General features: G+C 66.7%; 27 protein-coding genes. 11 read left to right on the forward strand and 16 right to left on the reverse strand.

Translation table 11 applies throughout. The features are described from left to right. Window positions 1–19 precede the first annotated feature (19 nt). The 7 genes from ACZYW1_RS08020 (at window position 20) to ACZYW1_RS08050 (ending at window position 5462) form a co-directional block, all read left to right on the forward strand. A complete protein-coding gene (locus ACZYW1_RS08020) occupies window positions 20–331 on the forward strand; it encodes a WXG100 family type VII secretion target (RefSeq protein WP_463784732.1) in 312 nt (103 codons plus the stop codon). Next, complete coding sequence (locus ACZYW1_RS08025; protein WP_463784734.1) at window positions 324–614, forward strand: WXG100 family type VII secretion target; 291 nt, start codon at window positions 324–326, stop codon at window positions 612–614. The genes ACZYW1_RS08020 and ACZYW1_RS08025 overlap by 8 nt, the downstream gene beginning before the upstream one ends. Before the next feature lie 4 nt (window positions 615–618). After that, the gene (locus tag ACZYW1_RS08030) at window positions 619–2772 is read left to right on the forward strand and encodes an ADP-ribosyltransferase (protein ID WP_463784736.1); all 2154 of its coding nucleotides are present in this window, start codon (window positions 619–621) and stop codon (window positions 2770–2772) included. Window positions 2773–2784: 12 nt separating this feature from the next. Continuing rightward, window positions 2785–3000: a hypothetical protein gene (locus ACZYW1_RS08035; protein WP_463784738.1), complete on the forward strand. Its 216-nt coding sequence runs from the start codon at window positions 2785–2787 to the stop codon at window positions 2998–3000. A gap of 126 nt (window positions 3001–3126) precedes the next feature. After that, window positions 3127–3999, forward strand: coding sequence for an HAD family hydrolase (locus ACZYW1_RS08040; RefSeq protein ID WP_463787744.1), 873 nt, complete (start codon window positions 3127–3129; stop codon window positions 3997–3999). Between the two features lie 42 nt (window positions 4000–4041). Next, window positions 4042–4554, forward strand: a complete 513-nt coding sequence (locus tag ACZYW1_RS08045) for an FAS1-like dehydratase domain-containing protein (RefSeq protein ID WP_463784740.1) — start codon at window positions 4042–4044, stop codon at window positions 4552–4554. A gap of 35 nt (window positions 4555–4589) precedes the next feature. Then, the gene (locus tag ACZYW1_RS08050) at window positions 4590–5462 is read left to right on the forward strand and encodes a cyclopropane mycolic acid synthase family methyltransferase (RefSeq protein WP_463784741.1); all 873 of its coding nucleotides are present in this window, start codon (window positions 4590–4592) and stop codon (window positions 5460–5462) included. Here the strand turns inward: ACZYW1_RS08050 and ACZYW1_RS08055 are convergent, their stop codons facing one another. The 9 genes from ACZYW1_RS08055 to ACZYW1_RS08095 all read right to left on the reverse strand — a co-directional run bounded on the left by ACZYW1_RS08055 (window position 5463) and on the right by ACZYW1_RS08095 (window position 13087). Beyond that, entirely contained in the window at window positions 5463–6530 is a 1068-nt protein-coding gene (locus ACZYW1_RS08055; protein WP_463784743.1) for a lysophospholipid acyltransferase family protein, read from the reverse strand. A 20-nt stretch (window positions 6531–6550) separates the two neighbouring features. After that, window positions 6551–7651 (reverse strand): SDR family oxidoreductase, encoded by a 1101-nt coding sequence (locus ACZYW1_RS08060; RefSeq protein ID WP_463784745.1) that lies wholly within the window; start codon window positions 7649–7651, stop codon window positions 6551–6553. A gap of 67 nt (window positions 7652–7718) precedes the next feature. Next, on the reverse strand, window positions 7719–7820 hold the full coding sequence (locus ACZYW1_RS08065; protein WP_003402602.1) for a 30S ribosomal protein bS22: 102 nt from the start codon (window positions 7818–7820) through the stop codon (window positions 7719–7721). Window positions 7821–8068: 248 nt separating this feature from the next. Then, window positions 8069–8320 (reverse strand): cell division/environmental response transcriptional regulator, encoded by a 252-nt coding sequence (locus ACZYW1_RS08070; protein ID WP_463784746.1) that lies wholly within the window; start codon window positions 8318–8320, stop codon window positions 8069–8071. Window positions 8321–8458: 138 nt separating this feature from the next. Further along, a complete protein-coding gene (gene proC, locus ACZYW1_RS08075) occupies window positions 8459–9334 on the reverse strand; it encodes a pyrroline-5-carboxylate reductase (protein WP_463784749.1) in 876 nt (291 codons plus the stop codon). A 51-nt stretch (window positions 9335–9385) separates the two neighbouring features. Then, window positions 9386–10201, reverse strand: a complete 816-nt coding sequence (locus ACZYW1_RS08080) for a thioesterase family protein (RefSeq protein ID WP_463784752.1) — start codon at window positions 10199–10201, stop codon at window positions 9386–9388. Window positions 10202–10221: 20 nt separating this feature from the next. Continuing rightward, on the reverse strand, window positions 10222–11061 hold the full coding sequence (locus ACZYW1_RS08085; RefSeq protein WP_463784754.1) for a sugar phosphate isomerase/epimerase family protein: 840 nt from the start codon (window positions 11059–11061) through the stop codon (window positions 10222–10224). 17 nt (window positions 11062–11078) lie between these two features. Beyond that, window positions 11079–12089, reverse strand: a complete 1011-nt coding sequence (locus ACZYW1_RS08090) for a hypothetical protein (RefSeq protein ID WP_463784756.1) — start codon at window positions 12087–12089, stop codon at window positions 11079–11081. Continuing rightward, the gene (locus ACZYW1_RS08095; RefSeq protein ID WP_463784758.1) at window positions 12086–13087 is read right to left on the reverse strand and encodes a Ppx/GppA family phosphatase; all 1002 of its coding nucleotides are present in this window, start codon (window positions 13085–13087) and stop codon (window positions 12086–12088) included. The genes ACZYW1_RS08090 and ACZYW1_RS08095 overlap by 4 nt, the downstream gene beginning before the upstream one ends. A gap of 114 nt (window positions 13088–13201) precedes the next feature. Here ACZYW1_RS08095 and ACZYW1_RS08100 point away from each other — a divergent pair, with 114 nt between their 5' ends. Continuing rightward, the gene (locus tag ACZYW1_RS08100) at window positions 13202–13987 is read left to right on the forward strand and encodes a DUF3109 family protein (protein ID WP_463784760.1); all 786 of its coding nucleotides are present in this window, start codon (window positions 13202–13204) and stop codon (window positions 13985–13987) included. A gap of 4 nt (window positions 13988–13991) precedes the next feature. Here the strand turns inward: ACZYW1_RS08100 and regX are convergent, their stop codons facing one another. From regX to ACZYW1_RS08115, 3 genes are all read right to left on the reverse strand, one after another. Then, window positions 13992–14675 (reverse strand): two-component sensory transduction protein RegX, encoded by a 684-nt coding sequence (gene regX / locus ACZYW1_RS08105; RefSeq protein ID WP_293004589.1) that lies wholly within the window; start codon window positions 14673–14675, stop codon window positions 13992–13994. Further along, window positions 14672–15910 (reverse strand): sensor histidine kinase, encoded by a 1239-nt coding sequence (locus tag ACZYW1_RS08110; protein WP_463784762.1) that lies wholly within the window; start codon window positions 15908–15910, stop codon window positions 14672–14674. The genes regX and ACZYW1_RS08110 overlap by 4 nt, the downstream gene beginning before the upstream one ends. Before the next feature lie 130 nt (window positions 15911–16040). Further along, window positions 16041–16793 carry a phosphoglyceromutase gene (locus ACZYW1_RS08115; RefSeq protein ID WP_463784764.1) on the reverse strand — a complete coding sequence of 251 codons (753 nt, stop codon included), beginning with the start codon at window positions 16791–16793 and terminating at the stop codon, window positions 16041–16043. A gap of 139 nt (window positions 16794–16932) precedes the next feature. On the opposite strand from ACZYW1_RS08115, the gene ACZYW1_RS08120 reads away from it, so the two are divergent. Together ACZYW1_RS08120 and ACZYW1_RS08125 are read left to right on the forward strand one after the other, a co-directional pair. Next, window positions 16933–18174, forward strand: a complete 1242-nt coding sequence (locus ACZYW1_RS08120) for an FAD-dependent oxidoreductase (RefSeq protein ID WP_463784766.1) — start codon at window positions 16933–16935, stop codon at window positions 18172–18174. Then, window positions 18175–18975: a TetR/AcrR family transcriptional regulator gene (locus tag ACZYW1_RS08125; RefSeq protein ID WP_463784768.1), complete on the forward strand. Its 801-nt coding sequence runs from the start codon at window positions 18175–18177 to the stop codon at window positions 18973–18975. A 49-nt stretch (window positions 18976–19024) separates the two neighbouring features. On the opposite strand, the gene ACZYW1_RS08130 is transcribed toward ACZYW1_RS08125, so the two are convergent. The 3 genes from ACZYW1_RS08130 to ACZYW1_RS08140 are packed head-to-tail and all read right to left on the reverse strand — an operon-like array spanning window position 19025 to window position 22223. Further along, window positions 19025–19576: a type III secretion system chaperone family protein gene (locus tag ACZYW1_RS08130; protein ID WP_463784771.1), complete on the reverse strand. Its 552-nt coding sequence runs from the start codon at window positions 19574–19576 to the stop codon at window positions 19025–19027. Beyond that, window positions 19573–20889, reverse strand: coding sequence for a D-inositol-3-phosphate glycosyltransferase (gene mshA, locus ACZYW1_RS08135; RefSeq protein ID WP_463784773.1), 1317 nt, complete (start codon window positions 20887–20889; stop codon window positions 19573–19575). The genes ACZYW1_RS08130 and mshA overlap by 4 nt, the downstream gene beginning before the upstream one ends. A gap of 35 nt (window positions 20890–20924) precedes the next feature. Continuing rightward, complete coding sequence (locus tag ACZYW1_RS08140; protein WP_463784776.1) at window positions 20925–22223, reverse strand: ROK family protein; 1299 nt, start codon at window positions 22221–22223, stop codon at window positions 20925–20927. 191 nt (window positions 22224–22414) lie between these two features. Between ACZYW1_RS08140 and ACZYW1_RS08145 the strand changes: the two genes are divergently transcribed. After that, window positions 22415–23203, forward strand: a complete 789-nt coding sequence (locus ACZYW1_RS08145) for an SDR family oxidoreductase (RefSeq protein WP_463784778.1) — start codon at window positions 22415–22417, stop codon at window positions 23201–23203. Here ACZYW1_RS08145 and ACZYW1_RS08150 read toward each other — a convergent pair. After that, window positions 23178–24440 carry a L,D-transpeptidase gene (locus ACZYW1_RS08150; RefSeq protein ID WP_463787745.1) on the reverse strand — a complete coding sequence of 421 codons (1263 nt, stop codon included), beginning with the start codon at window positions 24438–24440 and terminating at the stop codon, window positions 23178–23180. The two genes, ACZYW1_RS08145 and ACZYW1_RS08150, sit on opposite strands and share 26 nt — an antisense overlap. Window positions 24441–24504 lie beyond the last annotated feature (64 nt).

Genomic DNA, 24504 nt, shown 5'->3' on the forward strand with positions numbered 1-24504 from the left:
GGCATTTAGCTTTACCGCTATGGGTCGCAGCGAGACGGTACGGGTGGCACCCGAGGCCATGCACGTTGTCGCGCAGTCGTTGTCGAGTGCGGCGAAAGATCTTCGAGCCCGCCTCGTCGAGCTGGACGGCCACGTTCACAACCTGCTAGACGGTTGGCACGGGGGCGCGGGTGGCGCCTACGGCGAGGCGTGGGACGCGTGGCATCGCGGTGCCGGTGAGGTGCAGCAGGGGCTGTCCATCCTGGCGAGGGCCATCGGTGTCACCGGTGTCGAATTCGACAGTCTGGAACACGCGTCGACGCAGAAGGTAGACGGCGTCTACCGTGGCTGACGCTTTCGCTGTCGATCCGGATGCGCTCGCCGATGCGACGCAACGAATGGCTGAGTTTCTGCGGCATGCCGAGAGTGTCGTCACTGAAATCGAATCGCTGGTAAACCATTTACACCTGACGTGGTCCGGCCATGCGGCTGCGGCGCATGCCGAGGCGCACCGTCGCTGGACACATGGCGAAGCGACGATGCGGGAGGCGTTGAACCACCTGCATAACGCCGGCAGCACCGCGCACCACAACTACACCCAGGCCATGGCGACGAATTCGGCTATGTGGTCTTGACCTGATGCCCCCGCTTGCGGTCGACCCCGAGGCATTGGATGGCGCTGGCTCCGCAGTCATTTCGATTGGCGAGGGGCTCGGGTCGACGATCGTTTCCCTGACCTCGTCGCTCGCCGGCTGCGGTGCAATGTCCGGCGACGACCCGGCCGGCGCGGCATTTGGCCACAGCTACGACAAATCAGCATCCAAACTGCTCGAAGCGATGACCACGACCCGAAACGGGTTGTGCCGTCTCGGTGATGGCGTCCGGATATCGGCATCCAACTATTCGATCGCCGAGGCAAACTCCAATATCTCGGGCCACCGCCATGCCCTGCCCGGTCCGCACGCCACCGCTGCCATCTCGACGGGTTCAACGCCGTCGTCGGTGGGCTGCGGCGTCGGCGTCCCGGCCGGATGGGGCTGGGTGTCCACATACATCGGGATGATCTGGCCGACCGGAAACTCCGGCAAGCTCCGCGGTGCGGCGGCAGCATGGATCAGCGCCGGCACCAAATTCGAGGTCAGCGAAATCACCGGCACGCTCGGGCCGATGGGGAGCATTGCGGCGCAACAGATTCCCGAAGGCCCGGCCATCGCCGCGGCGTTCACCGAGACGCATCGATGCGCCGCAGCGATTCTGCAGCAGTGCGCGACCATCGGCACTCAGCTCACGTCGTACGCATCGAAGATCGACACGGTTCACGCGGCGATCATCGATCTACTATCGCGGATCTGCAATCCCTGGACCGGCATCAAGGAAGTCTGGGAGATCCTCACCCACGAGGACGAAGACGAGATCAAGAAGATCGCCAACGACATTCGCGTCATCGTCAATCAGTTCACTGCTGAGGTCGATGTACTGAGACAGCAGATCGCGCGGACGATCACCGAGGCGACCACGATCCTCACCACGATGGCGCATTACGCCGAGAAAGAGTGGGATCACTTCCTGCACGCCACCGATGTAGGTCGGGCCCTCGACCAGTTCGGGCGGATCTGTAGCGGTGTCGTCTCCGAAGCGGAGAGCGCAGTCAAGGGAATGTGGACGCTCAACCCGCTGCGGGCAGTAATCGATCCAAAAGGTTTCCTGCACTCGCTATCCGGCGCGCTCGAAAACCTCGAGTCGCTCACGGGATTGAGCGGCGAGCAAAAAGCTGAAGAAGCATGGAAGGGGCTCGGCAAAGACGTCGTGCATTGGGACGACTGGGCCACCAACCCCCTGAAGGCAACGGGCGAATCGCTCTTCGACCTCGGAACGCTGCTGCTGCCGGGCGGTCCCCTGTCGAAGCTCAGCAAGATGGGCGGTGTCGCAGGGGATCTGGTCGAGGCCCCCAAGGGGTTGCACCTACCCAATCCGGCGCGGCTGCCCAACCCTGCGCCGCACGACAACCCGCCCCCGAAGAACGAACCACCGAAGGGTGGACAGCCGGCGCCTGCACCGAAAGCCGGAACCGCGCTGCCGCCGTATGGGCTCACTGATTCAAAGACGGCGACCGAAACGAATTCGTCAGCAGTGGCTCCCAAGCAAGCAGCCGGATCGACGACTCCCGTCGGACATCCACCTATACCGAATTCTGGCCCCACCGCACATGAGCACGCCGCCACACCTACTACGCCTCTTACTCCCGGCCCACCACATGGCGGCGCACCGAGCGGCTTATCCCCGCAGGGGTCGCCGGCACTCGACCACCACGGCCCTGTGGCCCTCACCCCGCAGCCGTTGACGACCGGGGATCTGTCGGCATTGGCCGATTACACTGGGCTGGGACACGAGGAATTAAACGACGCGTTGAGGACCAGTACTGTGGACGCATCTCAACAAGCTCGTGTGGACGCACTAAATCACGCGCTCGAGAAATTGCCTCCCCACCACGGCCCGGTTGTTCGTGGCACAGACCTGCCGCCAGAGGTGCTTGCTCGGTATCAGCCGGATGCCGTCGTAACCGAGCGGGCCTTCCTCAGCACCTCTGTCGAGCCGGCAGTCGCCCAATCCTCCGCATTTGCAGGCAATGTCGAATTCAGGATCTTGTCGAAGACAGGTCGGGATATCTCGTCATTCTCCACGTTTCCGACGGAGCGCGAGGTGCTGTTTCCTTCCGGTACACAGTTTTACGTGGCGGGTCGATCATCTGATCCCACCACCGGTAGGACGATCATCGAGATGATCGAGCGATAGGAGGAACTGACCATGGCCGAAGAAATTGCCGGAAAAATTTTCTCCACACCTGAAGAAGCAGGTGTAACCCGACCGACCGACGAAGAGTTGGCGCATGCGCGCAAGATGTTCGACGAGTTTCAAAAGCAGATCGACAACGTGCCGGAGGCAGATCGGCTGACGGAAGTTTCTTCGAAATTTTTCGACGACACGTCCGGCACCGAGTACGAAGGCTGGCAAGACCGCTAGCCGCCAACCCCAACCCGTCGCCCTAGGGCCGGATAGTGTGAACCCGTGACCGCTCCCGGCGGCCCGGGCACCGAAGAACCCGGCCCTAACGCAGAAGCCACCCCCGCTGAGCAGCGATACCAAACGCTGGCCGCCAACGCCAACGCCAACGCCAACGCCAGCGCCGAGCGGGCGCTGGAGGACGTGCGGTTCGGCGACAGCGTTGGCGACAAGCCCGAACAACCGCCCGTCGACCTGACCGCCGCGGCCTTCTTCGACGTCGACAACACGTTGGTGCAGGGCTCGTCGTTGGTGCACTTCGGCCGCGGTCTGGCCTCCCGGAAGTATTTCACCTACCGCGACGTGCTCGGATTCGTCTACGCCCAGGCCAAGTTTCAGGTCCTCGGCAGAGAGAACAGCAACGACGTCGCCGCGGGCCGTCGCAAGGCGCTGGCCTTCATCGAGGGCCGACCGACCGCCGAGCTCATGCAACTCGGCGAAGAGGTCTACGACGAGATCATCGCCGACAAGATCTGGGAGGGCACCCGCGATCTGGCGCAGATGCACCTCGACGCCGGTCAGCAGGTCTGGCTCGTCACCGCGACGCCGTACGAGCTTGCGATCACGATCGCCCGTCGTCTCGGACTGACCGGCGCGCTGGGCACCGTCGCCGAATCCGAAAACGGCGTCTTCACCGGACGGCTGGTCGGCGACATCCTGCACGGGCCGGGCAAGGCGCATGCGGTGCGCTCGCTGGCCATCCGCGAGGGCCTCAACCTCAAGCGCTGTACCGCCTACTCGGACAGCTACAACGACGTGCCACTCCTTTCCCTCGTCGGCACGGCTGTGGCCATCAACCCCGACGCCGCTCTGCGCGACTACGCCCGCAAACACGACTGGGAGATCCGTGATTTCCGGACCGCCCGCAAGGCCGCCCGGATCGGCGTACCGTCGGCTCTGGCTTTGGGCGCGGCGGGCGGCGCACTGGCTGCGGTCGCATCTCGCCGGCAATCACGCTGATAAGCTGCGCCGCTGAGCACAGATACGAGTGGAGAGCAGCGCATGTCATTGCCCGCAGGCACCCAAGGCCTGATCGGCACGCATTACCGGTACCCCGATTACTTCGACGTCGGTCGCGAGAAGGTTCGCGAATTCGCCGAGTCCATCAGTAACGATCACCCGGCCCACCACTCCGAGGAGTCCGCCGCCGAGTACGGCTACGACACCCCGGTGGCGCCGCTGACCTTCCTTGCAGTCGCTGGGCGGCGCGTCCAGCTGGACGTCTTCACCAAGTTCGACATCCCAATCAACCTGGCCCGGGTGCTGCACCGCGACCAGAAATTCGTCTTCCACCGGCCGATCAAGGTCGGCGACCGGCTCTACTTCGACACCTACCTCGACTCCGTCATCGAGTCACACGGCACGGTGATCGCCGAGATCCGCAGCGAAGTCACAGATGCCGACGGCGAACCGATCATCACCAGCATCGTGACGATGCTCGGCGAGTCGTCAAACCCAGACGCGAACGCCGAGGCGACAATCGCGGCAATTGCTTCTATTCGTGCTGGCGCTTAGGGTCAGCCGGAACCTTTCAGGGGGAGAACCCAACCATGAGCACCGACCTCACACCGCATTTTGACGACGTCCAGTCGCATTACGACCTCTCGGACGACTTCTACCGGCTCTTTCTCGACCCGAGCCAAACCTACAGCTGTGCCTACTTCGAGCGCGACGACATGACCCTCGAGGAAGCTCAGCAAGCGAAGGTCGACCTGTCGCTCGGCAAGCTCGGCCTGGAGCCCGGCATGACGCTTCTCGACGTGGGCTGTGGCTGGGGGGCCACCCTGCGTCGCGCCATCGAAAAGTACGACGTCAACGTGATCGGCCTGACGCTGTCCAAAAACCAGGCCGAGCACGTGCAGAAATCCTTCGACGAGCTGGACACTCCCCGCTCTCGTAAGGTCCTGCTCAACGGCTGGGAGCAGTTCCACGACAAGGTCGACCGGATCGTCTCGATCGGCGCCTTCGAGCACTTCGGCTTCGAGCGCTACGACGACTTCTTCAAAATGGCGTGGGACGCACTGCCCGCCGGCGGCACGATGATGCTGCACACCATCGTCGTCCCGAGCGACGAGGAACTGGCAGACCGCGGCATCCGGCTGACCATGACGCGGGCGCGGTTCGCCTTGTTCATGATGAACGAGATCTTCCCCGGTGGCCGCCTGCCGACCGTCGCGATCGTCGAAGACCACGCCACCAAGGCCGGCTTCGAGATCACCCGCGTCCAGCCGCTGAAAGAGCACTACGCGCGGACGCTGGACTTCTGGGCCGAGGCGCTGGAGGCCCGCAAGGACGAGGCCGTCAAGATCCAGTCCGAAGAGGTCTACGAGCGCTACATGAAGTACCTGACGGGGTGCGCGAACCTGTTCCGCGAGGGTGCCTGCGACGTCGCGCAGTTCACCATGATCAAGCCGGCGGAGTAATCAGCCGAAGAACATATTGCGGCGGCCTGCCAGCAGCTGATACAGCGTCTGCTGGATGGTCTCGCGCACCTGGTCGGTCAGCTCGAAGGTGACCATCGGATCTTCGGCGTCCGCGCCGTCGTAATGCGCGGTGTCGATCGGCTCACCAAAAGCGATGTGCCACTTGGACGGCAGCGGCACCAGCCCGGCCGGCCCGGCCAGCGGGAACAGCGGCGTGATCGGGAAGTACGGCAGCCCGAACACCCGGGCGAGCGTGCGCACGTCGGTCAGCATCGGGTAGATCTCCTCCGACCCGACGATCGAGCACGGGATGATCGGCGCCTTGGCCCGCAGCGCAGCCGCCACAAAACCACCGCGGCCGAACCGCTGCAGCTTGTAGCGGTCCTTGAAGCGCTTGCCCAAACCCTTGTAGCCCTCGGGGAAAACCGCCGTCAGCTCGCCCGCGGCCAGCAGCCGGTGCGCGTCGGCAGTGCACGCCATGGTGTGACCGGCCTTGCGCGCCGCCGAACTCACCAGCGGCAGGTCGAAGACCATGTCCGCGGCCAGCAGTCGCAGGTCCCGATGCGCAGGGTGGTTGTCGTGCACCGCGACCGAGGCCATCAGCCCGTCGAATGGAAGAACACCGGCGTGGTTGGCCACCACCAGGCCCGCACCGGTGTCGGGCAGGTGCTCGATGCCACTCACCTCGACGCGGAACCACGACTTGAAGAAGAACCTCAGCAGCGGCCGAACGATCGCGTCGTTGAAGTGCGGATCGAAGCCGAACTCGTCGACGCTGTAGTCGCCGGCGAGCCGGTGCCGCACAAAGTCGGCGACGGAGCTGACCTTCTGGGCGAGTTCACTGGGAGTCTGTTCGGCAGTCGATCGGCTACCCGCACCGCGTCGGTGCTCGTCGATTTCGCGTACGACGGCAGCGATCTCGTCATCGGAGGCCCGGGCATCGGGCTCGGAAAGCAGGGAGGGATGGTGGCGAGAAGTCTGGGTGCGTTGACCGGCACGGCGCTGAGCCGCCGCGCGACCTGAATTGCCGTGCAGGGGAATGACTTTCGCTTTCGAATCGCCCGCCATCGAACCAACCTCCCTTCGACCTAATTGATTTTGGCTCGGCCGCCAAAGCGCTGCACTGCGGATACGGCCCGACCTTCAATGGAGCGTACCCATTCGGGGTCGATAATGGGAGTCAAACCTCGGCCGCGAACATAATCGTCAAAAGCGTCCGCAGTCGACCACTTGGGGTGGTAGTCGAGCTCCTGTTCCATCCGTGTGGTGTCCATCACGCGGCCGTAGCTCAGATAGTCGAGTTGCTCACGATTGATTTCGAGGTAGCGGTTCGCTTTGCGCAGTGCTTCCAGCGCCGCGAGTCCAAATCCCGGCACTGGCAAGGCAACTCGGCCCGCCCGTCGAATCGCCTGGGACAGCATGATGATCCCGCTGGCGCCGATATTGAACGTCCCGGGTTTGCCGGCCATGACGGCTCGCTCCAATGCGCCGAGCGCATCCTGCTCGTGCAGCAACTGCAGCCGGGCGTCGCGGCCCAGCACGGTCGGGACCAACGGCCCGGCCAGGTAGCGCGACAGCGTGGTCTCCATCGCCGGGCCGATCATGTTGGCCAGCCGCAGGATGGTCACCGCGATGTCGGGCCGGCGACGGCCGAGACCACGGGTGTAACCCTCGATGTCCAGGCTGTCCTTCGGAAAACCCTCGCGGAACGGACGTCGACTGCTGCTGTCCTCGGTGAACAGCACCGGATCATGCGAGTTGGAGCCGTAGACCTCGGACGTGGACTTGAGCACAACCCGTTTGACCGACGGCGCCTTCTGGCACGCGGCGAACAACTGCATCGCGCCCAGTACGTTGATTTCCTTGAGCGCCGCCCCGCCACCGGTCCGCGGCGCGAACGAGGCCGCCGCCGCGTGAACCACGGTGTCGACGTCGCCGTTTCGAATCACCTTGGCGACAAAGGGATTGCGAATATCGGCGCGGACGAACTCGGCACGGCCCATCCGGCGCAGCATGTCCTTGCTAGGTGCGACGGCGTCGACGGCGATAACCCGGTCGATCGTCGGGTTCTGCGCCAATCGCGCCGTCAGGTAGCCACCCAGAAACCGGCATGCGCCGGTGACCAGCACAACCTTCGGATACTGCGCGGCATCGGTGCCGGTCCCTGATTGACCGCCCGACGAGTCCACCTGATCAGCCTAACGATCTCGCGCGAGCGCGGCACGGGCCGCGTACGACAACAGCCCGCAGCGAAAGTTACTTACCGAGTTTTCTACGCTGCACTCGCGTGCGACGGAGCAGCTTACGGTGCTTCTTCTTCGACATCCGCTTACGCCGCTTCTTGATTACTGAACCCATAACTCCGCTATCTGTGCTGGATTGCCCGACTTCTCCTCGGGACGCTGGCGTCCCGCGACGTCGTCGCGCGGTGTGGCGGCCCGAGTCCGCCATGGCCGGGCATATGCAATAACCCGATCACTCTACCCGGCTGGGCAGGTCCAACACCAAAGCCGGTGCCGGCACCCGATTCCGGCGCAGAGTCATGGCACCCGAGTGAGCCCGACGAGTCGAGGCACGTGGGCGCGCTGGAGTGCCGCACCGCAACGCTAGCCAGCGTCGAAGTAGGAGCTCTCCAACATGTCGTGCACGGCCTTGGCGTGTACGCGGAAGGAACGGCCGACGCGGACCGCGGGCAGCTCACCGTTGTGAACCAGCCGGTAGACCGTCATCTTGCTGACCCGCATCAGTGCTGCCACTTCCGCAACGGTCAGGAATTGCGTCCGGGGCTGCTGGCCATCGGCGGAACCGTTGTCTCGTCCCGCCTTACCGCCAGCCGATGGCCCGTTCATAGACGTCATCGCAACCCAATCGTCAGGCTCCTGCAGTTCCAGCGGCTTCCCCTCCGCTGGCACCAACAGGTGCATACCAACAAGGAGAATAGCGGGACTAGTGTGGTTATTGCGACGGGTGGTGGCAATTAAATAAAATTCTATAAATTACTCTGATGTAATTCTTAGCTGCTCAGAGCGGGTTTTTGCCGCTTGCACCGCCGCATCGACGGCCGCTCGCAAACCGTGCTTTTCCAATTCTCGCAGCGCAGCGGCAGTAGTGCCACCGGGAGAGGTAACAATGGCACGCAGCCGGGCGGCGGTGGTGTCCAGGGACAGGTCTCGCCGCGTGTCGGCCCCCGTCTCACGGTCCTGTTCCATGCGGTCCAGCAAAAGCGCCGCCGAACCCGCAACGGTCTGCGCAACCAGCTCGGTCGACACCGCGCGACTCAGGCCCACACCGACCCCGGCGTCGACCAGTGCCTCGATCAACAGAAAGAAGTACGCGGGCCCCGAACCGGAGACGGCCGTGACGGCGTCCATGTGCTCCTCAGCGACCGTCAGCACCGCACCCACCGAGTCGAACAGCGCCGCGACCTCCTTGAGCTGCTCAGGGGTCGCAAAACGGCCGGCAGCCATGGCGCTGATCCCCGCGCCGACCAACGCCGGCGCGTTGGGCATCACCCGCACCACCGGGGTGCCGGCCAGCAGCTTGGATTCCAGGTAGCCCGTCGTCACCCCGGCCGCGACGGTGATGAACACCTGATCCGGGCTGTCGTGGGCGGCCGCCGCGGCGACCTTGCCGATCTCGCCGACAACCGACCCGACGTCGGAGGGTTTGACGGCGATGATGACGAACGTCGCGTTCTCCACCGCATCGGGCAGCGAGGTGACCAACACCCCGTAGGTGTCAGCGAGGTAGCGCGCGCGGTCGGGGCTTTTCTCGGCCACCACCAGGTCCTTGACCTGCCGACCGGCCCGCAGCAAGCCCGACAGCAGGGCCTCGCCCATGCTTCCCCCACCGACGAGCGCAATTCTGGCCATGCCGCTCAGCATGGCAGACCTGTGTGACTTTCGGGGTGAGGGCGCGGGCCGTTACGGAGCGGGCACCATCGCCAGCTGGCGGCTCTGCACGATGATGCGACCGGTCGAGTCCACGACGGTGTGGTCCTCGTCGAACCAGTCCTGACCGATCTGCACGCACGTGCACACCACCCGCAGCCAGCCGTCGGCCGGCAGACCCCGCAGATAGGCCGTCAGCTGCACGGTGGGCGCCCAGCCGGTGCGGTCTACGGCGAAGCTCACCGGCGCCGAGATGTCGCCGCACATCAACGCGAACAGCACGTCCGGCGCGACATCGCGCGGCCGCACCCAGTTCTGGATCACCGGCGGCCGGCCGTCGGTCGAGATGCCCAGCGTCGACGTCAGCGTCCGGACCTCGCAGCCCTCGGCCAGGTTCACCAGCCCGGACAGACGGTGGCCGGGCGCTACCGGCTGTACGTCAGCGGGCGGCTCGGGGTCCATCAGGCCGACCACCGGGTTGCCCGACAGCAGCGGGGGCGCCAGGTGCTCGGGCTCCCCCAGCGTGACCGCCGCGTGCACCGCGGCACGGTCACCCTGGATCAGCTCGACGTCCACCACGCTGATCCGGCGCCCGCGCTTGCGCATCGAGGTGACCAGTCGCATGGGTCCGGGGTCGGGCGCGGACAAGAAGCTCGCCGACACCGCGACCGGCTCGACGGGCCCGCCGTGGGCGGTGCGAGCGGCGTTGGCGCACAACGCGACCATCACCCCGCCGTGCACTTTGGTTCCGATAGTCCAGATCTTGTTCAGCTCGGCCTCGTAGACGCTGAGCACGCCGTCGGTTTCGATCTCGCGAAGCTCCATCGCTTCGGTGAATGCGGCAGTCAAGGGCGCCGCCCCTCCTTCGGTCAGCGCAACAGGTGTGTGCGGGCGAACTGCAACGACTCGGTCAAAATGGCTTCGCGCTCGTGCACCGACCGCGCCGATGACGTGGACACCTCCAGCACGACATGGCCGGCGAAGTCGCTGTTGGCCAGCAACTGGCACACCTCGACTGTCGGCTGGCTGCCGCGGCCCGGCGCCAGGTGCTCGTCGGCGGGCAGCCCGGTGCCGTCGCAGAGGTGCAGGTGCACCAGACCCGCACCCATCCGCTCGGCCATGTCCAGCGCATCGGTGCCCGCCGTGGCGGAGTGCGAAAGATCCAGCGTGTAGTGCGCGTGATTGCCGTCCAGCGGGTCGTAGGACGGCGCGAACGCCGAAATCCCCGGCCCGGGCCCACCGCCGCGGCGACGCATCCGCTCGATGGTCTGGTTCGGGAAGAACCGGTCGGTCCGGAACGGGAACATGTTCTCGACGGCCACCAGCACATCGCTGGAGGACTCCAATTCAGCGACCTGCTCGGTGAAGCCCTCGACGTAGCGGCGCTGCCAGCGAAACGGCGGGTGCACGACGACGGTCTGCGCGCCCAGCTTCTCCGCCGCGCGCACGCTGCGGTCGAGCTTGGCGATCGGATTGGCGCCCCACACCCGTTGCGAGATCAGCAGGCACGGCGCATGCACCGACAGGACCGGCACCCCGTATTTGCGGGAGAGCTTGGCCACCGCATCGATGTCCTGGCTGATCGACTCGCCCCACACCATCAGCTCGACGCCGTCGTAACCGAGGTCGGCCGCGTACTCGAATGCGGCCTCGGTCTTCATCGGATAGACCGAGGCCGTCGACAAGCCGACCTTGATTGCGGGGCGCACGTGGATTCGGTTGAGGCCTAGCCGGATTGCAACAACGCCAGGGGCCCCAGCGTGACCAGCGCCCCCACCGCGACCGCGATCAGCGTGCTACCGATGTCCTCGGTCTTACGCACCACCCGCACGCCGATCACCAGGCCGAGGATGACGAGCACCGAAAGTACCAACGCGACGATGTTGTTCCAACGCCACAGCTGGTCGAACGCGATGAACAGGCCGGCCCCGAACGCGACCGCCAAAAACGATTGCAGCACAACCGCTCCGGTGAACCGCATGCTGTCGGATCGCGACCAGGTGTGGCCGTCGCCGAACTCGTCGTCCGGGTAGTCCTCGTCGTCGGCAGCGTCGTCGATGTCGGAATATCGTGCGCCACCGGATGATTCGACGTCGCCCTTGCTGTCCGGCGACCCCAGGTATGAGCGGACGTAGGCAGAGTCCTCGATGGACGAGTCGGCGTCGCGAACGTCGGTGTCCATCACGTCGACCGACATTCCCGCGTAGTCCTCGATCGGATCGGGGTTCATGCCCTCCGCGCCGGACCGGTCGACCGGCTTGTCCTCGCGTGGCTCGGGACGATCAGCGTCGGTGCGTCCGAACCTTCGCAGCGGGCGCGGGTAGGAGCTGCGCTGCGGTCGCGATTCGCGGGTCACGGTGGATTCTTCACGCGGACGAGGGGGTGCGGATGCCGGCCAGCGCGGCTCGGGTTCGGACCAGAACGCCTTTTCCACCGGCTCTTCGGCGGGCGCCTCGACCTCGTCGTCCACCACCGGCGGTGCCACGGGGGGCGGCGAGACGCGGGCCGACCCGTTGGCGCGGTGCGCCCGCGAGTCGGGGATGGGTTGCTGCTCGGCGTCGGGATCGGTGTCGTCGGTGATGATGGGAATCTCGCCGGTCAGCTCGGCGACGGTCACCGCGTCGGAGTTGCCACGACGGCGGCGACGGCGTGCCGGGGCCGGGGCGCCGTGGGTGCCGTTCTTGGCCAGCAGCTCGGCGACCGAGATGGGTCGGGTGGTGTCGTTGGGTCCGGTCATTTCTTGCCGCCATTCCGATTGGCTCGCTGGCTACCAGCATCCCGCACGGACGTCTCGACGAAGGCGGTTCCGTCAGCTTCGCTATCGAGTTTGCGCAAAATCAGACCTTCCCGTAGCGCCCACGGGCAGATGTCCACCGTTTCTATCGACAGCGCTCGCATACTTGCCTCTGCGACCAGAGCTCCCGCCACGATCTGCGGCGCTCGCTCGGCGCTCACCCCTTCCAGTTCTGCACGGTCAGCGGTCGTCATCCTAGAGATGAAAGATATGAGTTGTCTGAGGCCATTGGCGGTGAGAGTGCGCTTGACTCGCGGTCCCGCGGCCGACGGCGCCGCTCCGGTCAGACGGGCCAGCGAGCGGAACGTTTTCGAGGTTGCCACCGCCAGGTCGGGGCTGCCGGCGTCGAGCATTTTGGCGGCCGCATCGGCCAGTTCGGCGTCCAGCCAGTCGCGCAGCATGCCGACCCGACGGCGGCCGGGCGGGTCGTCGCTGAGCCACTCGCGGGTCAGCCGGCCGGCGCCCAGCGGCAGCGACATCGCGACCTCCGGCTCTTCGTCGACGCCGTTGGACAACTCCAGCGATCCGCCGCCGATGTCGAGGTTGATGATCCGGCCGGCACTCCAGCCGTACCAGCGGCGCACCGCCAGGAAGGTCAGCCGCGACTCGTCGACGCCGCGCAGCACCTGCAGCTGCACGCCGGTCTCCTTGCGGACGCGCGAGAGCAGGTCGTCGGAGTTCTTCGCGTCGCGCACCGCCGAGGTGGCGAACGCCATGAGTTCGGCACAGCCGGAGCTGTCGGCGATCTTTTCGAACTCCTCGATCGTCTCGATCAACTTGTCGGCGCCCTTGCGGGTGATCTTGCCGGAGTTGTCGATCGACTCGGCCAGTCGCAGCGTGGCCTTGGTGGAGCTCATCGGCGTCGGGTGCCCGCCGCGGCGGGCATCCACCACGAGCAGGTTGACCGTGTTGCTGCCGACGTCGAGAACACCTAATCGCACGAGACACAACCTAGCCCGGTGACGATGCGCGCCGCGAGCGGCGCGAGGAGGAACCGGCAAAACGCACCGCAGCGTGCCAGCGGCCCGGCCGCGGATTGGTCTACCGTTGAAACTGTGGCAAGTGCGCAGCCAGACCATCCCGGCGAAGTCGAATTGGACTTCGCCCGTGAGTGGGTCGAGTTCTACGATCCGGATAACGCCGAGCACCTGATCGCCGCCGACCTGACGTGGCTGCTGTCGCGGTGGACATGTGTGTTCGGCACACCGGCCTGTCAGGGGACGGTCGAGAATCGTCCCGACGACGGGTGCTGTTCGCACGGCGCCTTCTTGTCCGACGACGACGACCGCGCCCGGCTCGACGATGCCGTCACCACCCTCACCGACGCCGACTGGCAGTTCCGCGAAAAAGGCTTGGGCCGCAAGGGTTATCTCGAACTCGACGAACACGAGGGCGAAGAGCAGTTCCGCACTCGCAAATACAAGGGCGCCTGCATCTTCCTGAACCGGCCGGACTTCGCGGGCGGCCAGGGCTGCGCCCTGCACTCCAAGGCGCTGCAGATCGGCGTCGAGCCGCTGACGATGAAGCCGGATGTGTGTTGGCAGTTGCCGATTCGGCGCAGCCAGGAATGGGTGACCCGGCCGGACGGCACGGAGATCCTGAAAACCACCGTCACCGAATACGACCGCCGCGGCTGGGGCGCCGGCGGAGCGGACCTGCACTGGTATTGCACCGGCGACCCTGCCGCCCACGTCGGCGCCGACCAGGTATGGGTGAGCATGGGCCCCGAGCTGACCGAGCTGCTCGGCGAGAAGGCCTATACCGAGCTGGCCGCAATGTGTAAGCGGCGCAGCGGTTTAGGCCTCATCGCCGTACACCCGGCGACCCGGGCCGCCGAGTAGGACCTCAGCCCTCCAGCTTGTAGCCCAGCCCGCGAACCGTCACCAGGTGGATCGGGTTGGCCGGGTCGGACTCGATCTTGGACCGCAACCGCTTGACGTGAACGTCGAGCGTCTTGGTGTCACCGACATAATCGGCACCCCACACCCGGTCGATCAACTGCCCACGTGTCAGTACCCGTCCGCTGTTGCGCATCAGGTACTCCAGCAGGTCGAATTCCTTGAGCGGCAACGTGATTGATTCGCCGTTGACGGAGACGACGTGACGCTCGACGTCCATGCGCACCGGGCCGGATTCCAGGACGCCATCGGCGATCTCCGAGTCGTCGTCGCCGCCGCGGCGCAACACCGCCCGGATCCGCGCGATCAGCTCGCGGGCCGAATACGGTTTGGTGACATAGTCGTCGGCACCCAACTCGAGGCCGACGACCTTGTCGATCTCGCTGTCACGTGCCGTCACCATGATCACCGGCACGCTGGAACGCGACCGCAGCTGCTTGCACACGTCAGTCCCGGACATACCCGGAAGCATCAGGTCGAGCAGCACGATGTCGGCACCGGCACGGTCGAATTCGGCCAACGCGGTCTGGCCGTCGGTGACCACGGTGGCTTCGAAGCCCTCCTTGCGCAGCAGAAACGCCAACGGGTCGGCCAGGGATTCTTCGTCCTCCACGATCAGCACACTGGTCATCGGTGTAGTTCTTCCTCTCGTTGGGGCTCCCGTAAGGGCTTGATGGGGCGCGGTTCGCGCTCGGGTTGCAGGTCGGTGGACTCGATTTCGCCGGCATAGGCCGGGATCGACAGCGTGAACGTCGAGCCGGTGCCCAGCTGGCTCCACAACCCGATGCTGCCGTTGTGGTTAGCCGCCACGTGCTTGACGATCGCCAGGCCGAGCCCGGTGCCGCCGGTGGCACGCGAACGGGCCTTGTCGGCCCGGAAGAACCGCTCGAAAACGCGTTCCTGGTCTTTGCGGTCGATTCCGATGCCGCGGTCGGTGACGGCGATCTCGATGTTGTCGCCGCGACGGCGCCGGCTGATCGACACCAGCGAACCGCGGGGCGAATACGCGATCGCGTTGGACACCAGGTTGGCCAGTGCCGTGACCAGCAGGGCCTGTTCGCCGTGCATCTGCAGACCACTGGCCGCGTCGGTTCGCACCGTGATATCGGCGTTGTCGGCCGGCACCTTGTGTCGCGAAATCGCTTCGGCGACAACGTCATCGACATCGACGGCGCCCATGTCCGGCATCCGCTCGGCGCCTTGCAGGCGTGACAGCTCGATCAGCTCGGTGACCATGCTCCCCAACCGCGTTGCCTCGACGAGCACCTTCTCCCCGAACCGCCGGACGGTCTCGGGGTCGTCGGCCGAGGACAGCAGTGCTTCAGCCAACACCGACATGGCGCCGACCGGCGTCTTGAGTTCGTGGCTGACGTTGGCCACGAAGTCGCGCCGGGTCGCCTCCATCCGGGCGTATTCGGAATGGTCGTAGACGAAGACCACCGCGAACCGGCGATCTTCGTCGCTGAGCAGCCGCGCCTGTCCGTGCACCGACAACCCGGTCCGGCCCGGAACTTGGCGCTTGCCCGGCAGCAGGTCGAACTCGACGTCGGCGCCGTCGGCCAACGTCTTGCGAGCGGCCTTCCACGCTTCGTCATCCAGTTGTCTCTCGCGAACCAGACCCAGCTCTTTGGCCCGGCCGTTGTGATAGACGACGTCGCGGTGCCGGTCCACGACGGCGGCTCCCAGCGGCATCAGCGCGACGATGCGTTCCAGCATCTGCGCGACGGTGATTCCGGCTGCTTCGACCGCCACCCGTTGCCGTCGCTCGATCGCCCGCGGCGCCCAGCGGGCACCGACGGCGACTCCCGCGGCAAGCGCCGCCAGGAACAACACCCCGGCCAGTGACAGGGCCGAGAACACGGTCACGTGAAAAGCTTACGATTCCGGTGAACGCCAACCCAGCAGCACAAGGCCAAAATCGGTCATGTCACACGTGGCGAGACATGTGTTCGGTGCCCGTTCACCCGCCGTTTGCCGAGTTGCTGCGGATTACCGCTTACTTCGCGCCTTGGCTGGCCACCGCGGCCGCACCGGCCGCTGCCGCGTCCGGGTCGAGGTAGCTGCCGCCCGCGACCAACGGGCGCATATCGGCGTCCAAGTCATAGCGCAACGGAATTCCGGTCGGGATGTTCAGACCCGTGACGTCGTCGTCGGACATGCCGTCGAGATACTTCACCAGGGCGCGCAGCGAGTTGCCGTGCGCGGCGATCAGCACCGTCTTGCCCACCCGCAGGTCCGGAATGACGACGTCGGTGAAGTAGGGCAGGAAGCGGGCCACCACGTCCGCGAGGCATTCGGTCAACGGGCCGCCGCCGATGTCGATGTAGCGGGGGTCGGCGTCCTGGCTGTACTGGCTGCCCTTCTCGATGGGCGGCGGCGGGGTGTCGTAGCTGCGCCGCCAGGTCATGAACTGCTCGTCGCCGTAGCGCTCTTTGATCTCGGACTTGTCCAGACCCTGCAGCGCGCCGTAGTGCCGCTCGTTCAGACGCCAGGTGCGGTGCACCGGGATCCACAATTGATCGGCGGCGTCCAGGGCGATGTGCGCGGTGGTGATCGCTCGGCGCAGCAGCGACGTGTAGAGCACATCCGGCAGCAGGTTGTGCTCGGCGAGCAGTTGACCGCCACGAACCGCCTCGCCGCGGCCCTTGTCGGTCAGATCGACGTCGACCCACCCGGTGAATTGGTTGCTGGCGTTCCATTCGCTCTCGCCGTGGCGGAGCAGAACCAGCGTCGCAGCAGCGTCTCCCATGACGGCCAGTCTTTCACCCCGACTGCTCCGGCCCGCCACGGTGTCGGCCAACGGTGAGACGGCTCACAGCCCTACCGCGAATTGTGACACCGATATACAGTTATGCCGTAATCGAGTATCACAAAGTGAGGTGGATGCGATGAGCGAGAACACCACCTGCGTCATCGTCGGCGGCGGACCCGCCGGGATGATCGCGGGATTGCTGCTGGCCCGCGGCGGCGTGCAGGTGACCGTCCTGGAGAAGCACGCGGACTTCCTCCGCGATTTCCGGGGCGACACCGTGCACCCCTCGACGCTGCAACTGCTCGACGAACTCGGGCTGTTCGAGCAGTTCGACGCCCTGCCCCACACCAAGATCACCGGTTGGGGGTTGGATCTGCCGGACGGACGCAAGGCGCCCTTGATCGACTTCACCCGCCTGCGGCTCCCGCATCGCTACATCGCGATGGTCCCGCAGTGGGATCTGCTCGACCTGCTCGCCGAGGCCGGCAAAAAGGAGCCCTCGTTCACGCTCCGGATGAACTACGACGTCACGGGACTGCTGTTCGAAGGCGGTCGGGTGGCCGGGGTGCGCTACGACGGCCCCGACGGGCCCGGCGAACTGCGCGCCGACCTGACGATCGCCTGCGACGGGAGGTGGTCGTTGTGCCGTCGCGAGGCCGGGCTCGTGCCGCGGGATTACCCGGTCGACGCCGATGTCTGGTGGTTCCGACTGCCGAAGGCCGACGGGATCGGGGACACGCTGCTGCCCCGGTTCAAGGACGGCCGGTTCGTCGGCGTCATCCCGCGTGAGGACTACCTGCAGACCGGCTACTTCCTGCGCAAGGGCGCCGACGCCCAGCTGCGGGCCCGCGGCATCGACGCGTTGCGCGACGACATCGTCGATGCCATCCCCGAACTCGCCGACGCCGTGCAGAGTCTGCACCTCGACGACGTGAAGCTGCTCGACATCCAACTCAACCGGCTGCGCCGCTGGTACACCGACGGACTGTTGTGCATCGGTGATGCCGCCCACGCGATGTCCCCGGCCGGCGGCGTCGGCATCAACATGGCCGTCCAGGACGCTGTGGCAGCGGCCAGGCTGCTGGCGGCACCGCTTCGGGAACGCCGCGTCACCGCGCAGGACCTAGCCGCCGTGCAGCGACGCCGCGCGTTCCCCACTGCGGCGACGCAGACGTTCCAACGGCTCCTGCACGCTGCCATGTCGCGCGCGATGGACGGCGGCACGACACCGGCGCCCACCGGACTGCTGCGTGTCCTGGCTCGCTTTCCGCAGCTGTCCGCGATACCCGCGCGCTTCATGGGCGTCGGAGTCCGGCCGGAACACGCCCCGGCGTTCGCCCGCCGGACGTCGCAACCGGTGTCGACCACAATGAGCTAGATGACGACGCCAACGGTCGACGATGTCCCTGCCGAGGTGGTCGATGCGGCGCTGCGAGCCGCGAAGACGCTCGGCAGGGATGTCGCCGACGTGCCGCTGGTCGCGATCGCCCGCGAGGCCGGGATGTCGCGCAGCACGCTGATACGACGGCTGAACGGCACCCGTCAGCTCTTGGATGACGCGGTGCGGGCCGCTGGTGTCGAACCTGGTGGCCGTCCACCGGTGCGCGAGCGTGCGGTGCAGGCTGCCGCGACACTGATCAGCAGTCGCGGTCTCATCGCGGCGACACTGGAAGCGATTGCCGCCCAAGCTGATTGCTCAGTACACAGCCTGTACGCAACCTTCGGGGGGCGCGACGAACTGATGCGCGCGGTGTTCGACCGCTACAGCCCGATCCTGGATCTCGACGAGGTGCTCTCCGAACCCGACGCGGAACTACGCGATACCGTCCACCGGATCTACCGGGCGCTGGCCGAGACGCTGAGTCGCGAACCGCGGGTGGCCCCGGCGATGCTCGCCGAGGGACTGGCCCGCCCGACCGACCCCGCCGTGCAGGCCCTGCTTCAGCACCATGTGCCACTCATGCTCGGCAGCGTGGGCACCTGGCTGGCAACCGAAATAACCGCCGGGCGGATCCGAGATCTACCGCTGCCCTTGGTGATTCAGCAGATGCTCGCGCCGATCGCCATCCACACGATGGTTCGTCCGGCAGCGACGAGCATTCCGGAAGTCACGCTGCCCCCGCTAGACCAATCCTGCGCGGTGTTCGCCGAAGCATTCCTGCGGGCCGTAGCGGTTTAGTTGTCGCGCTCTGCAACGTCGTCTTCGATGTTCGACGCTCGACTTCTCCTCATCGCGCTTCGCGCTCTGCATCGTCGTCTTCGATCAGATGCGCGAACGCTTCGAGGTTCTTCAGCGACTCACCCCGCGACACCCGCCACTCCCATTCCTTCTGGATCGACGAGCGAAAACCCAACTCCAGCAACGTATTGAAGTCATTGTCCACCGCTTCGAGAACCTGGCCGAGCACCCGGTCGATCTCGGCGGCATCCACCGAGGCCAGCGCCATCCGGCCGACGAGGTAGATGTCGCCGACGTTGTCGAGGGTGTAGGCGACGCCGTACAACCGGCGGTTGCGCTTGAGCATGAACTTGTAGACGCCCTCGTGGTTTTCGTCGGGCTTGCGGCAGACGAACGCTTCGACGCGCACCGAATGCTCACCGATGCTCAAGATCGTGTTGGTCTTGAGCCGACGCTCACCAGGCAAGGCGACGATCACACCGGGCAAGCCGCCGTGCGCGCCCTCGTGGCGGCTGTATTCCAGATCGTTGGTGTCGAGGGTGTCCTCGATCAGCCGCTGCACGTGCGTGATGGGTGCGCCGCTGTCTCCGTTGGTGCTCATGCCCACGCCTTGCGCCGCGACGGACGCCATCCGGCCTGCGCCGAGCGTCGTGGCGGGGCCAGACCACGAACCGTGCGCCGCGCACCGAAGTCGCCGATCGCGCGCCGGTAGCTGGTCAGCAGCGAGTCGACGGTGCTGTCCCACGAGAAGGCCGCTGCGTGCTCGACCGCCGCGCGGCCCATCGTCGTGGTGTCGCTCCGCAACGTCCGGTCGATGGCGTGTGCCCAGCGGTCGGCGTCGTGGCCCTCGACCAGCGTGCCGGTCACCCCGTCGCGCACGGCGACCGGTAGACCCCCGACCGCGGCCGCAGCCACCGGTGTGCCGCAGGCCTGGGCCTCCAGCGCGACCAGTCCGAAGGATTCCGAATAGCTCGGCACCGCCACCAGGTCGACGGCGCGGAACACGGTGGCCAAGTTTTCCCGCGACTGCGGGGGCAGGAACGTCACTCGATCAGAGATACCCAATTGCGCGGCAAGCCGAACCAGGCCGTCCGGCACGGCCAGCCCGCTTCCCGACGGTCCGCCGGCCACCAGCACGTGCACCCGCGGCAGTTTGGCCACCGCGCGTAGCAACACGTCAGGTCCCTTGAGCGGCTGGATGCGCCCGACGAACGCGACCACCTCACGGTCGGCGGGCAACCCGAGCTCGGTCCGTGCCACTTGCCGGTCGCCGGGCCGGAACACGTCCAGGTCGACACCCGGGTGTGCGATGTCAATCCGGGACGGGTCGGCGTGGTGCAGCGAAACCAGTTGCGCCGCTTCGTCATCGGTGTTGGCGATCAGCCGGTCGGCCTCGTCGACCACCTGTTGCTCACCCACTGTTCGCAGCGGCGGCTCGGGAGTGTCGCCGTCGGCCAGCGCCGCGTTCTTGACCGCCGCCAAGGTGTGCGCCGTGTGCACCAGCGGCACCGACCACCGGTCTCGGGCCAACCATCCGACCTGACCGGAGAGCCAGTAGTGCGAGTGCACGATGTCGTAGTAGCCCGGTTCGTGGGCAGCCTCGGCGCGCAGCACCCCGGCCGTGAACGCGCACAACTGCGTCGGCAGGTCGTACTTGTCCAACCCCTCGAACGGCCCGGCCACGACGTTGCGCACCAGCACGCCGGGCGCCACCCGCGCCACCGGCGGATCGGTGGACGCCGTCGCCCGGGTGAAGATCTCCACCTCGACGCCTCGGCGGGCCAGGTGCAGCGCGCTCTGCAGCACGTAGACGTTCATCCCGCCGGCATCGCCCACGCCGGGCTGCGCCAGCGGCGACGTGTGCACCGCGAGCACCGCGACTCGGCGCGGATTGGTCAGATCAGAAAGGCCCACCCCGCCATCTTTGCAGCACGGGGTGGAGTCCCAGGTCAGGCGGGTGTCTCGACGTCGACCTCGTAGGCGGGCAGCGGCGGCGCGGCGCGACGCATGGCGCCGAGCGGGTCGGAGTACAGCCCGGCTAGCGAGACGACTCCGGCGCCGGATTCCTGCACCCGGTTGCCGAACGCGGTCACCCGAATGTCGCGGGCGGGCAGAACGAGCCGGGCCTTATAGGCCTCTTCGACCCGCGCCATGCCCTCGGGATACTCGGTGAACGCCTGCCCACCGACCACGAGGTCGTCAGGGTTGAGCAGGTCGCGCAGCAGCGCGACCGATTCGCCGAGCACGCGGGCCCGCTCGTTGAGCAATTCCTGGGCCTGCTTGTTGCCGCTGCGCGCAATCTTCAAGACTTCGGTCACGCTGCCGCCCGATGCGCCGGTGTGCGCCGGCAGGATTCGCAGCCGCCGGGCCGCGGCCAGCACGGCCTCGTCGCTGACGGTCGACTCCAGCAACCCTGAGCCGCCGAGCAATTCGGACTGCGCGGGCAGGTTGGTGATCGTGCCCGGGCCGCTGGCGGGGCTGTGCACCCGGCCGCCGATCATCAGCGCATAGCCGACGGTCTCCCGGGCGTAGACATACAGGCTGGTCGAGGAGTTCGGGCCGAACCGGCGCATACCGAGCAGGAGTTCCGCGGCGGCCATCGCGTCGACGTGCGACGCCACCGACACCGGGAGTTCCAGCGCCTCGGCCAGCGCCGGGCCGACCGGGGCGTCGCGCCAACCCAACCGGGCGTGGTCGACATGACCACTGGCGGCATCGACCGTTCCACCGATCGCGACGCCGACCCACAGTGCCCGCCGGCGGTGCCAGCGCCGCAGGTAGCGACGGGCGCCGTCGGCCAGGGCGGCCAGCGCGGGCCCCTGGGGGGTGCGTGGGGTCGGGGTTTCGACGGCGTCCAGCGTGCGACCGAACAGGTCGGTGGCGACGATGCTGGTGGTCCGGGCGCCGACGTGGATTCCCAGGGTCAGGAACGGCTCATGGTTGACCTCGACCGGCACCCGAGGGCGCCCGATCGCGCCGGAGACGGCCAGGTCGGCGCGTTCCCGCAGGATTCCGGCATCCAGCAGGGCGATGACCTGGCGGTTCACCGTCGCGATGGACAGCGAGGTCACCTGGGCGATGACATCGCGGCCGATCGGACCGCGCAGCCGCACGGCCCGGAATACCGATGACGCGGCGGCGTCAGAAAGCTGAAGCGAGGGAGCCACCACGCGGTGGCGTCCCGGACCTCGACGGCGGGCGGCCGCGAGGGGGTTGTGCTGATGAGAGGTGAATGTTGTGGAGCGCATTGGTGTGTCCTTGTCCGAGTTCCGATGGCGGGCTGTGCCGCACACCGTCGCTAGCGCGTTGCGCTGAGCTCAGGAGCGGCTGGCTGCGCGGCGACAACACGCGCAGCCCGCGCAACAACACGCGGGGAGACAGCCGAACAAGGTGCTCGAGTACACAGGAGGAATTTAGCACGGTTACTAGAGTTGGTCAGATGAGTCCCGCTGATCGGCAGTCGACGACATCCGACCGTTCCAACGACGGGAAACCCGTCGCCGTCGTCACCGGCGCCAGCGCCGGAATCGGCGAGGCGACCGCGAGAATCCTTGCCGCACAAGGCTTTCACGTCGTTGCCGTGGCACGCCGGGCTGACCGGATCGATGCCCTGGCCGCCGACATCGGCGGAACGGCAATTGTGGCCGACGTCACTGACGACGCCGCGGTGGACGCCTTGGCCCACCGGCTAGACCGGGTCGACGTGCTGATCAACAACGCCGGCGGGGCCAAGGGGCTGGCGCCGGTGGCCGATGCCGATCTCGAACACTGGCGTTGGATGTGGGAGACCAATGTGCTCGGCACGCTGCGGGTCACCCGCGCACTGCTGCCCAAGCTCATCGAGTCCGGCGACGGCCTGATCGTCACCGTCACTTCGATCGCGGCGTTGGAGACCTACGACGGGGGCTCCGGTTACACCGCGGCCAAGCACGCCCAGGGGGCGCTGCACCGCACGCTGCGTGGCGAGCTACTGGGAAAACCGGTGCGGCTCACCGAGATTGCGCCCGGCGCGGTGGAGACGGAATTCTCGCTGGTGCGCTTCGACGGCGACCAGGACCGCGCCGACGCGGTCTACGCCGGGATAACGCCGCTGACCGCGACCGACGTCGCCGAGGTGATCGGTTTCGTGGCGTCGCGCCCGCCGCACGTCGACCTCGACCAGATCGTCATTCGGCCGCGTGACCAGGCGCCGAACGGCCGGTTCAACCGCCGGGCTCCGCAGGGCTAGGCGTGGTGGTCGGGGTGCCCGACAGCGTCGGGGCATCGCGCGGGGTGGCCGGGGCGCTGCGCGGGATCGACACCGGCGCCGGCTTGGCGTCCTTCGGTGGCGGCAGCGCTGACATGCCCACCCAGGTGTTCCAGTCCACCGCCCAGTCCCAGATGTCGCCGTCGGCGTAGGACAGCTCGATCCGGCTGCCGGTCACCTCGACCGGGTCACCGTAGATCGCGCTGGCGAAGTACTGCTCGGCGTCGGACGTCGACAGGTTGACACAGCCGTTGGTGACGTTGCTGTTGCCCTGCGCACCGGCGCTGTTCGGGTTGGCGTGGATGAACTCGCCGTTGTTGGAGATCCGCACCGCCCAGCGTTCGTGGACGTGGCTGTAGCCGGCGGCCGGGTTGGACATGTAGAAATCGGAGTACTTCTCGCTGACCACGTGAATCCCGTTGCGGGTGACGTTGCGGGCTTTGTCGCCCTCGCCGTAGCTGCAGGGAAAGTCCATGATGACGCCCTCGTCGCGGACCACCTGGATGCGGTGCGAGGAGATCTCGGCCTTCACCACCTGACGGCGGCCGACGTCGAATTTGAGGCTCATGTCCTGCTTGCCGTAGGCCCCGTCGCCGAAGGCCAGGCCGTACAGCTTGGCCTCGACGTTGACCTTGGTGCCGGCCGGGTAGTACTCCCGGCTGCGCCAGTGCACCCTGGCCCCCTCCGACTCGTCGGGCAGCCACGCCCAGCCGCCCTCGACGGGCGGCTCGGTGGTGATCTTCAGCGCCCGCTCGACGGCGGCCTTGTCGGCGATCGGCGCGTCGAACTGGATGATGACCGGCGCCGCGACGCCCACGGTCTGGCCGTCGGCGAGCTGGAATCCACCGTCCACCACCTTCGTGGGTGCCACGGTGGTGATCTCGCCCTTCACCGGAACGGTCTTGCCGTCGTGGCCCACCGCCGCGCCGCTCCAGGTGTAGGTCACGTCGTAGCCCAGCGGCTCGGTGAGCGTGTACAGCGTCCGGTCCCGATTGAGGGCGCCGGCCACCGTCTTGCCGTCCGGGTTGGTCAACGCGACGTGCTGGAACCAGCCGTCGCGGACCTCGACACTGACCGGCGCGGTCGGCACGACTTTCTTGGCTTTGTCGGCCGGCCGGAAAGTCAGCGCGGCCTGAGCCGCCGGTTTGGCCTTGTCGGCCTGCTTGGCCACCCCGCCGGAGCAGGCGGCCAGCACGCCGGGTGCCACCGCGCCGAGCATCAGGGTCGTCAGAGCCCGGCGCCGGGTGACCGGCAAGTCGCCGCGCTCTGTGCTCACGACATAA

The organism is Mycobacterium sp. IDUB_36 (assembly GCF_055419225.1).

Excerpts from the sequence above, each read along its gene's own strand:
- ACZYW1_RS08020 (WP_463784732.1), top strand. The coding sequence starts at position 20 with ATGGGTCGCAGCGAGACGGTACGGGTGGCACCCGAGGCCATGCACGTT.
- ACZYW1_RS08030 (WP_463784736.1), top strand. The coding sequence starts at position 619 with ATGCCCCCGCTTGCGGTCGACCCCGAGGCATTGGATGGCGCTGGCTCC.
- ACZYW1_RS08035 (WP_463784738.1), top strand. The coding sequence starts at position 2,785 with ATGGCCGAAGAAATTGCCGGAAAAATTTTCTCCACACCTGAAGAAGCA.
- ACZYW1_RS08045 (WP_463784740.1), top strand. The coding sequence starts at position 4,042 with ATGTCATTGCCCGCAGGCACCCAAGGCCTGATCGGCACGCATTACCGG.
- ACZYW1_RS08050 (WP_463784741.1), top strand. The coding sequence starts at position 4,590 with ATGAGCACCGACCTCACACCGCATTTTGACGACGTCCAGTCGCATTAC.
- ACZYW1_RS08055 (WP_463784743.1), bottom strand. The coding sequence starts at position 6,530 with ATGGCGGGCGATTCGAAAGCGAAAGTCATTCCCCTGCACGGCAATTCA.
- ACZYW1_RS08065 (WP_003402602.1), bottom strand. The coding sequence starts at position 7,820 with ATGGGTTCAGTAATCAAGAAGCGGCGTAAGCGGATGTCGAAGAAGAAG.
- ACZYW1_RS08070 (WP_463784746.1), bottom strand. The coding sequence starts at position 8,320 with ATGACGTCTATGAACGGGCCATCGGCTGGCGGTAAGGCGGGACGAGAC.
- proC (WP_463784749.1), bottom strand. The coding sequence starts at position 9,334 with ATGGCCAGAATTGCGCTCGTCGGTGGGGGAAGCATGGGCGAGGCCCTG.
- ACZYW1_RS08090 (WP_463784756.1), bottom strand. The coding sequence starts at position 12,089 with ATGACCGGACCCAACGACACCACCCGACCCATCTCGGTCGCCGAGCTG.
- regX (WP_293004589.1), bottom strand. The coding sequence starts at position 14,675 with ATGACCAGTGTGCTGATCGTGGAGGACGAAGAATCCCTGGCCGACCCG.
- ACZYW1_RS08115 (WP_463784764.1), bottom strand. The coding sequence starts at position 16,793 with ATGGGAGACGCTGCTGCGACGCTGGTTCTGCTCCGCCACGGCGAGAGC.
- ACZYW1_RS08120 (WP_463784766.1), top strand. The coding sequence starts at position 16,933 with ATGAGCGAGAACACCACCTGCGTCATCGTCGGCGGCGGACCCGCCGGG.
- ACZYW1_RS08125 (WP_463784768.1), top strand. The coding sequence starts at position 18,175 with ATGACGACGCCAACGGTCGACGATGTCCCTGCCGAGGTGGTCGATGCG.
- ACZYW1_RS08130 (WP_463784771.1), bottom strand. The coding sequence starts at position 19,576 with ATGAGCACCAACGGAGACAGCGGCGCACCCATCACGCACGTGCAGCGG.
- ACZYW1_RS08140 (WP_463784776.1), bottom strand. The coding sequence starts at position 22,223 with ATGCGCTCCACAACATTCACCTCTCATCAGCACAACCCCCTCGCGGCC.
- ACZYW1_RS08145 (WP_463784778.1), top strand. The coding sequence starts at position 22,415 with ATGAGTCCCGCTGATCGGCAGTCGACGACATCCGACCGTTCCAACGAC.
- ACZYW1_RS08150 (WP_463787745.1), bottom strand. The coding sequence starts at position 24,440 with ATGCTCGGCGCGGTGGCACCCGGCGTGCTGGCCGCCTGCTCCGGCGGG.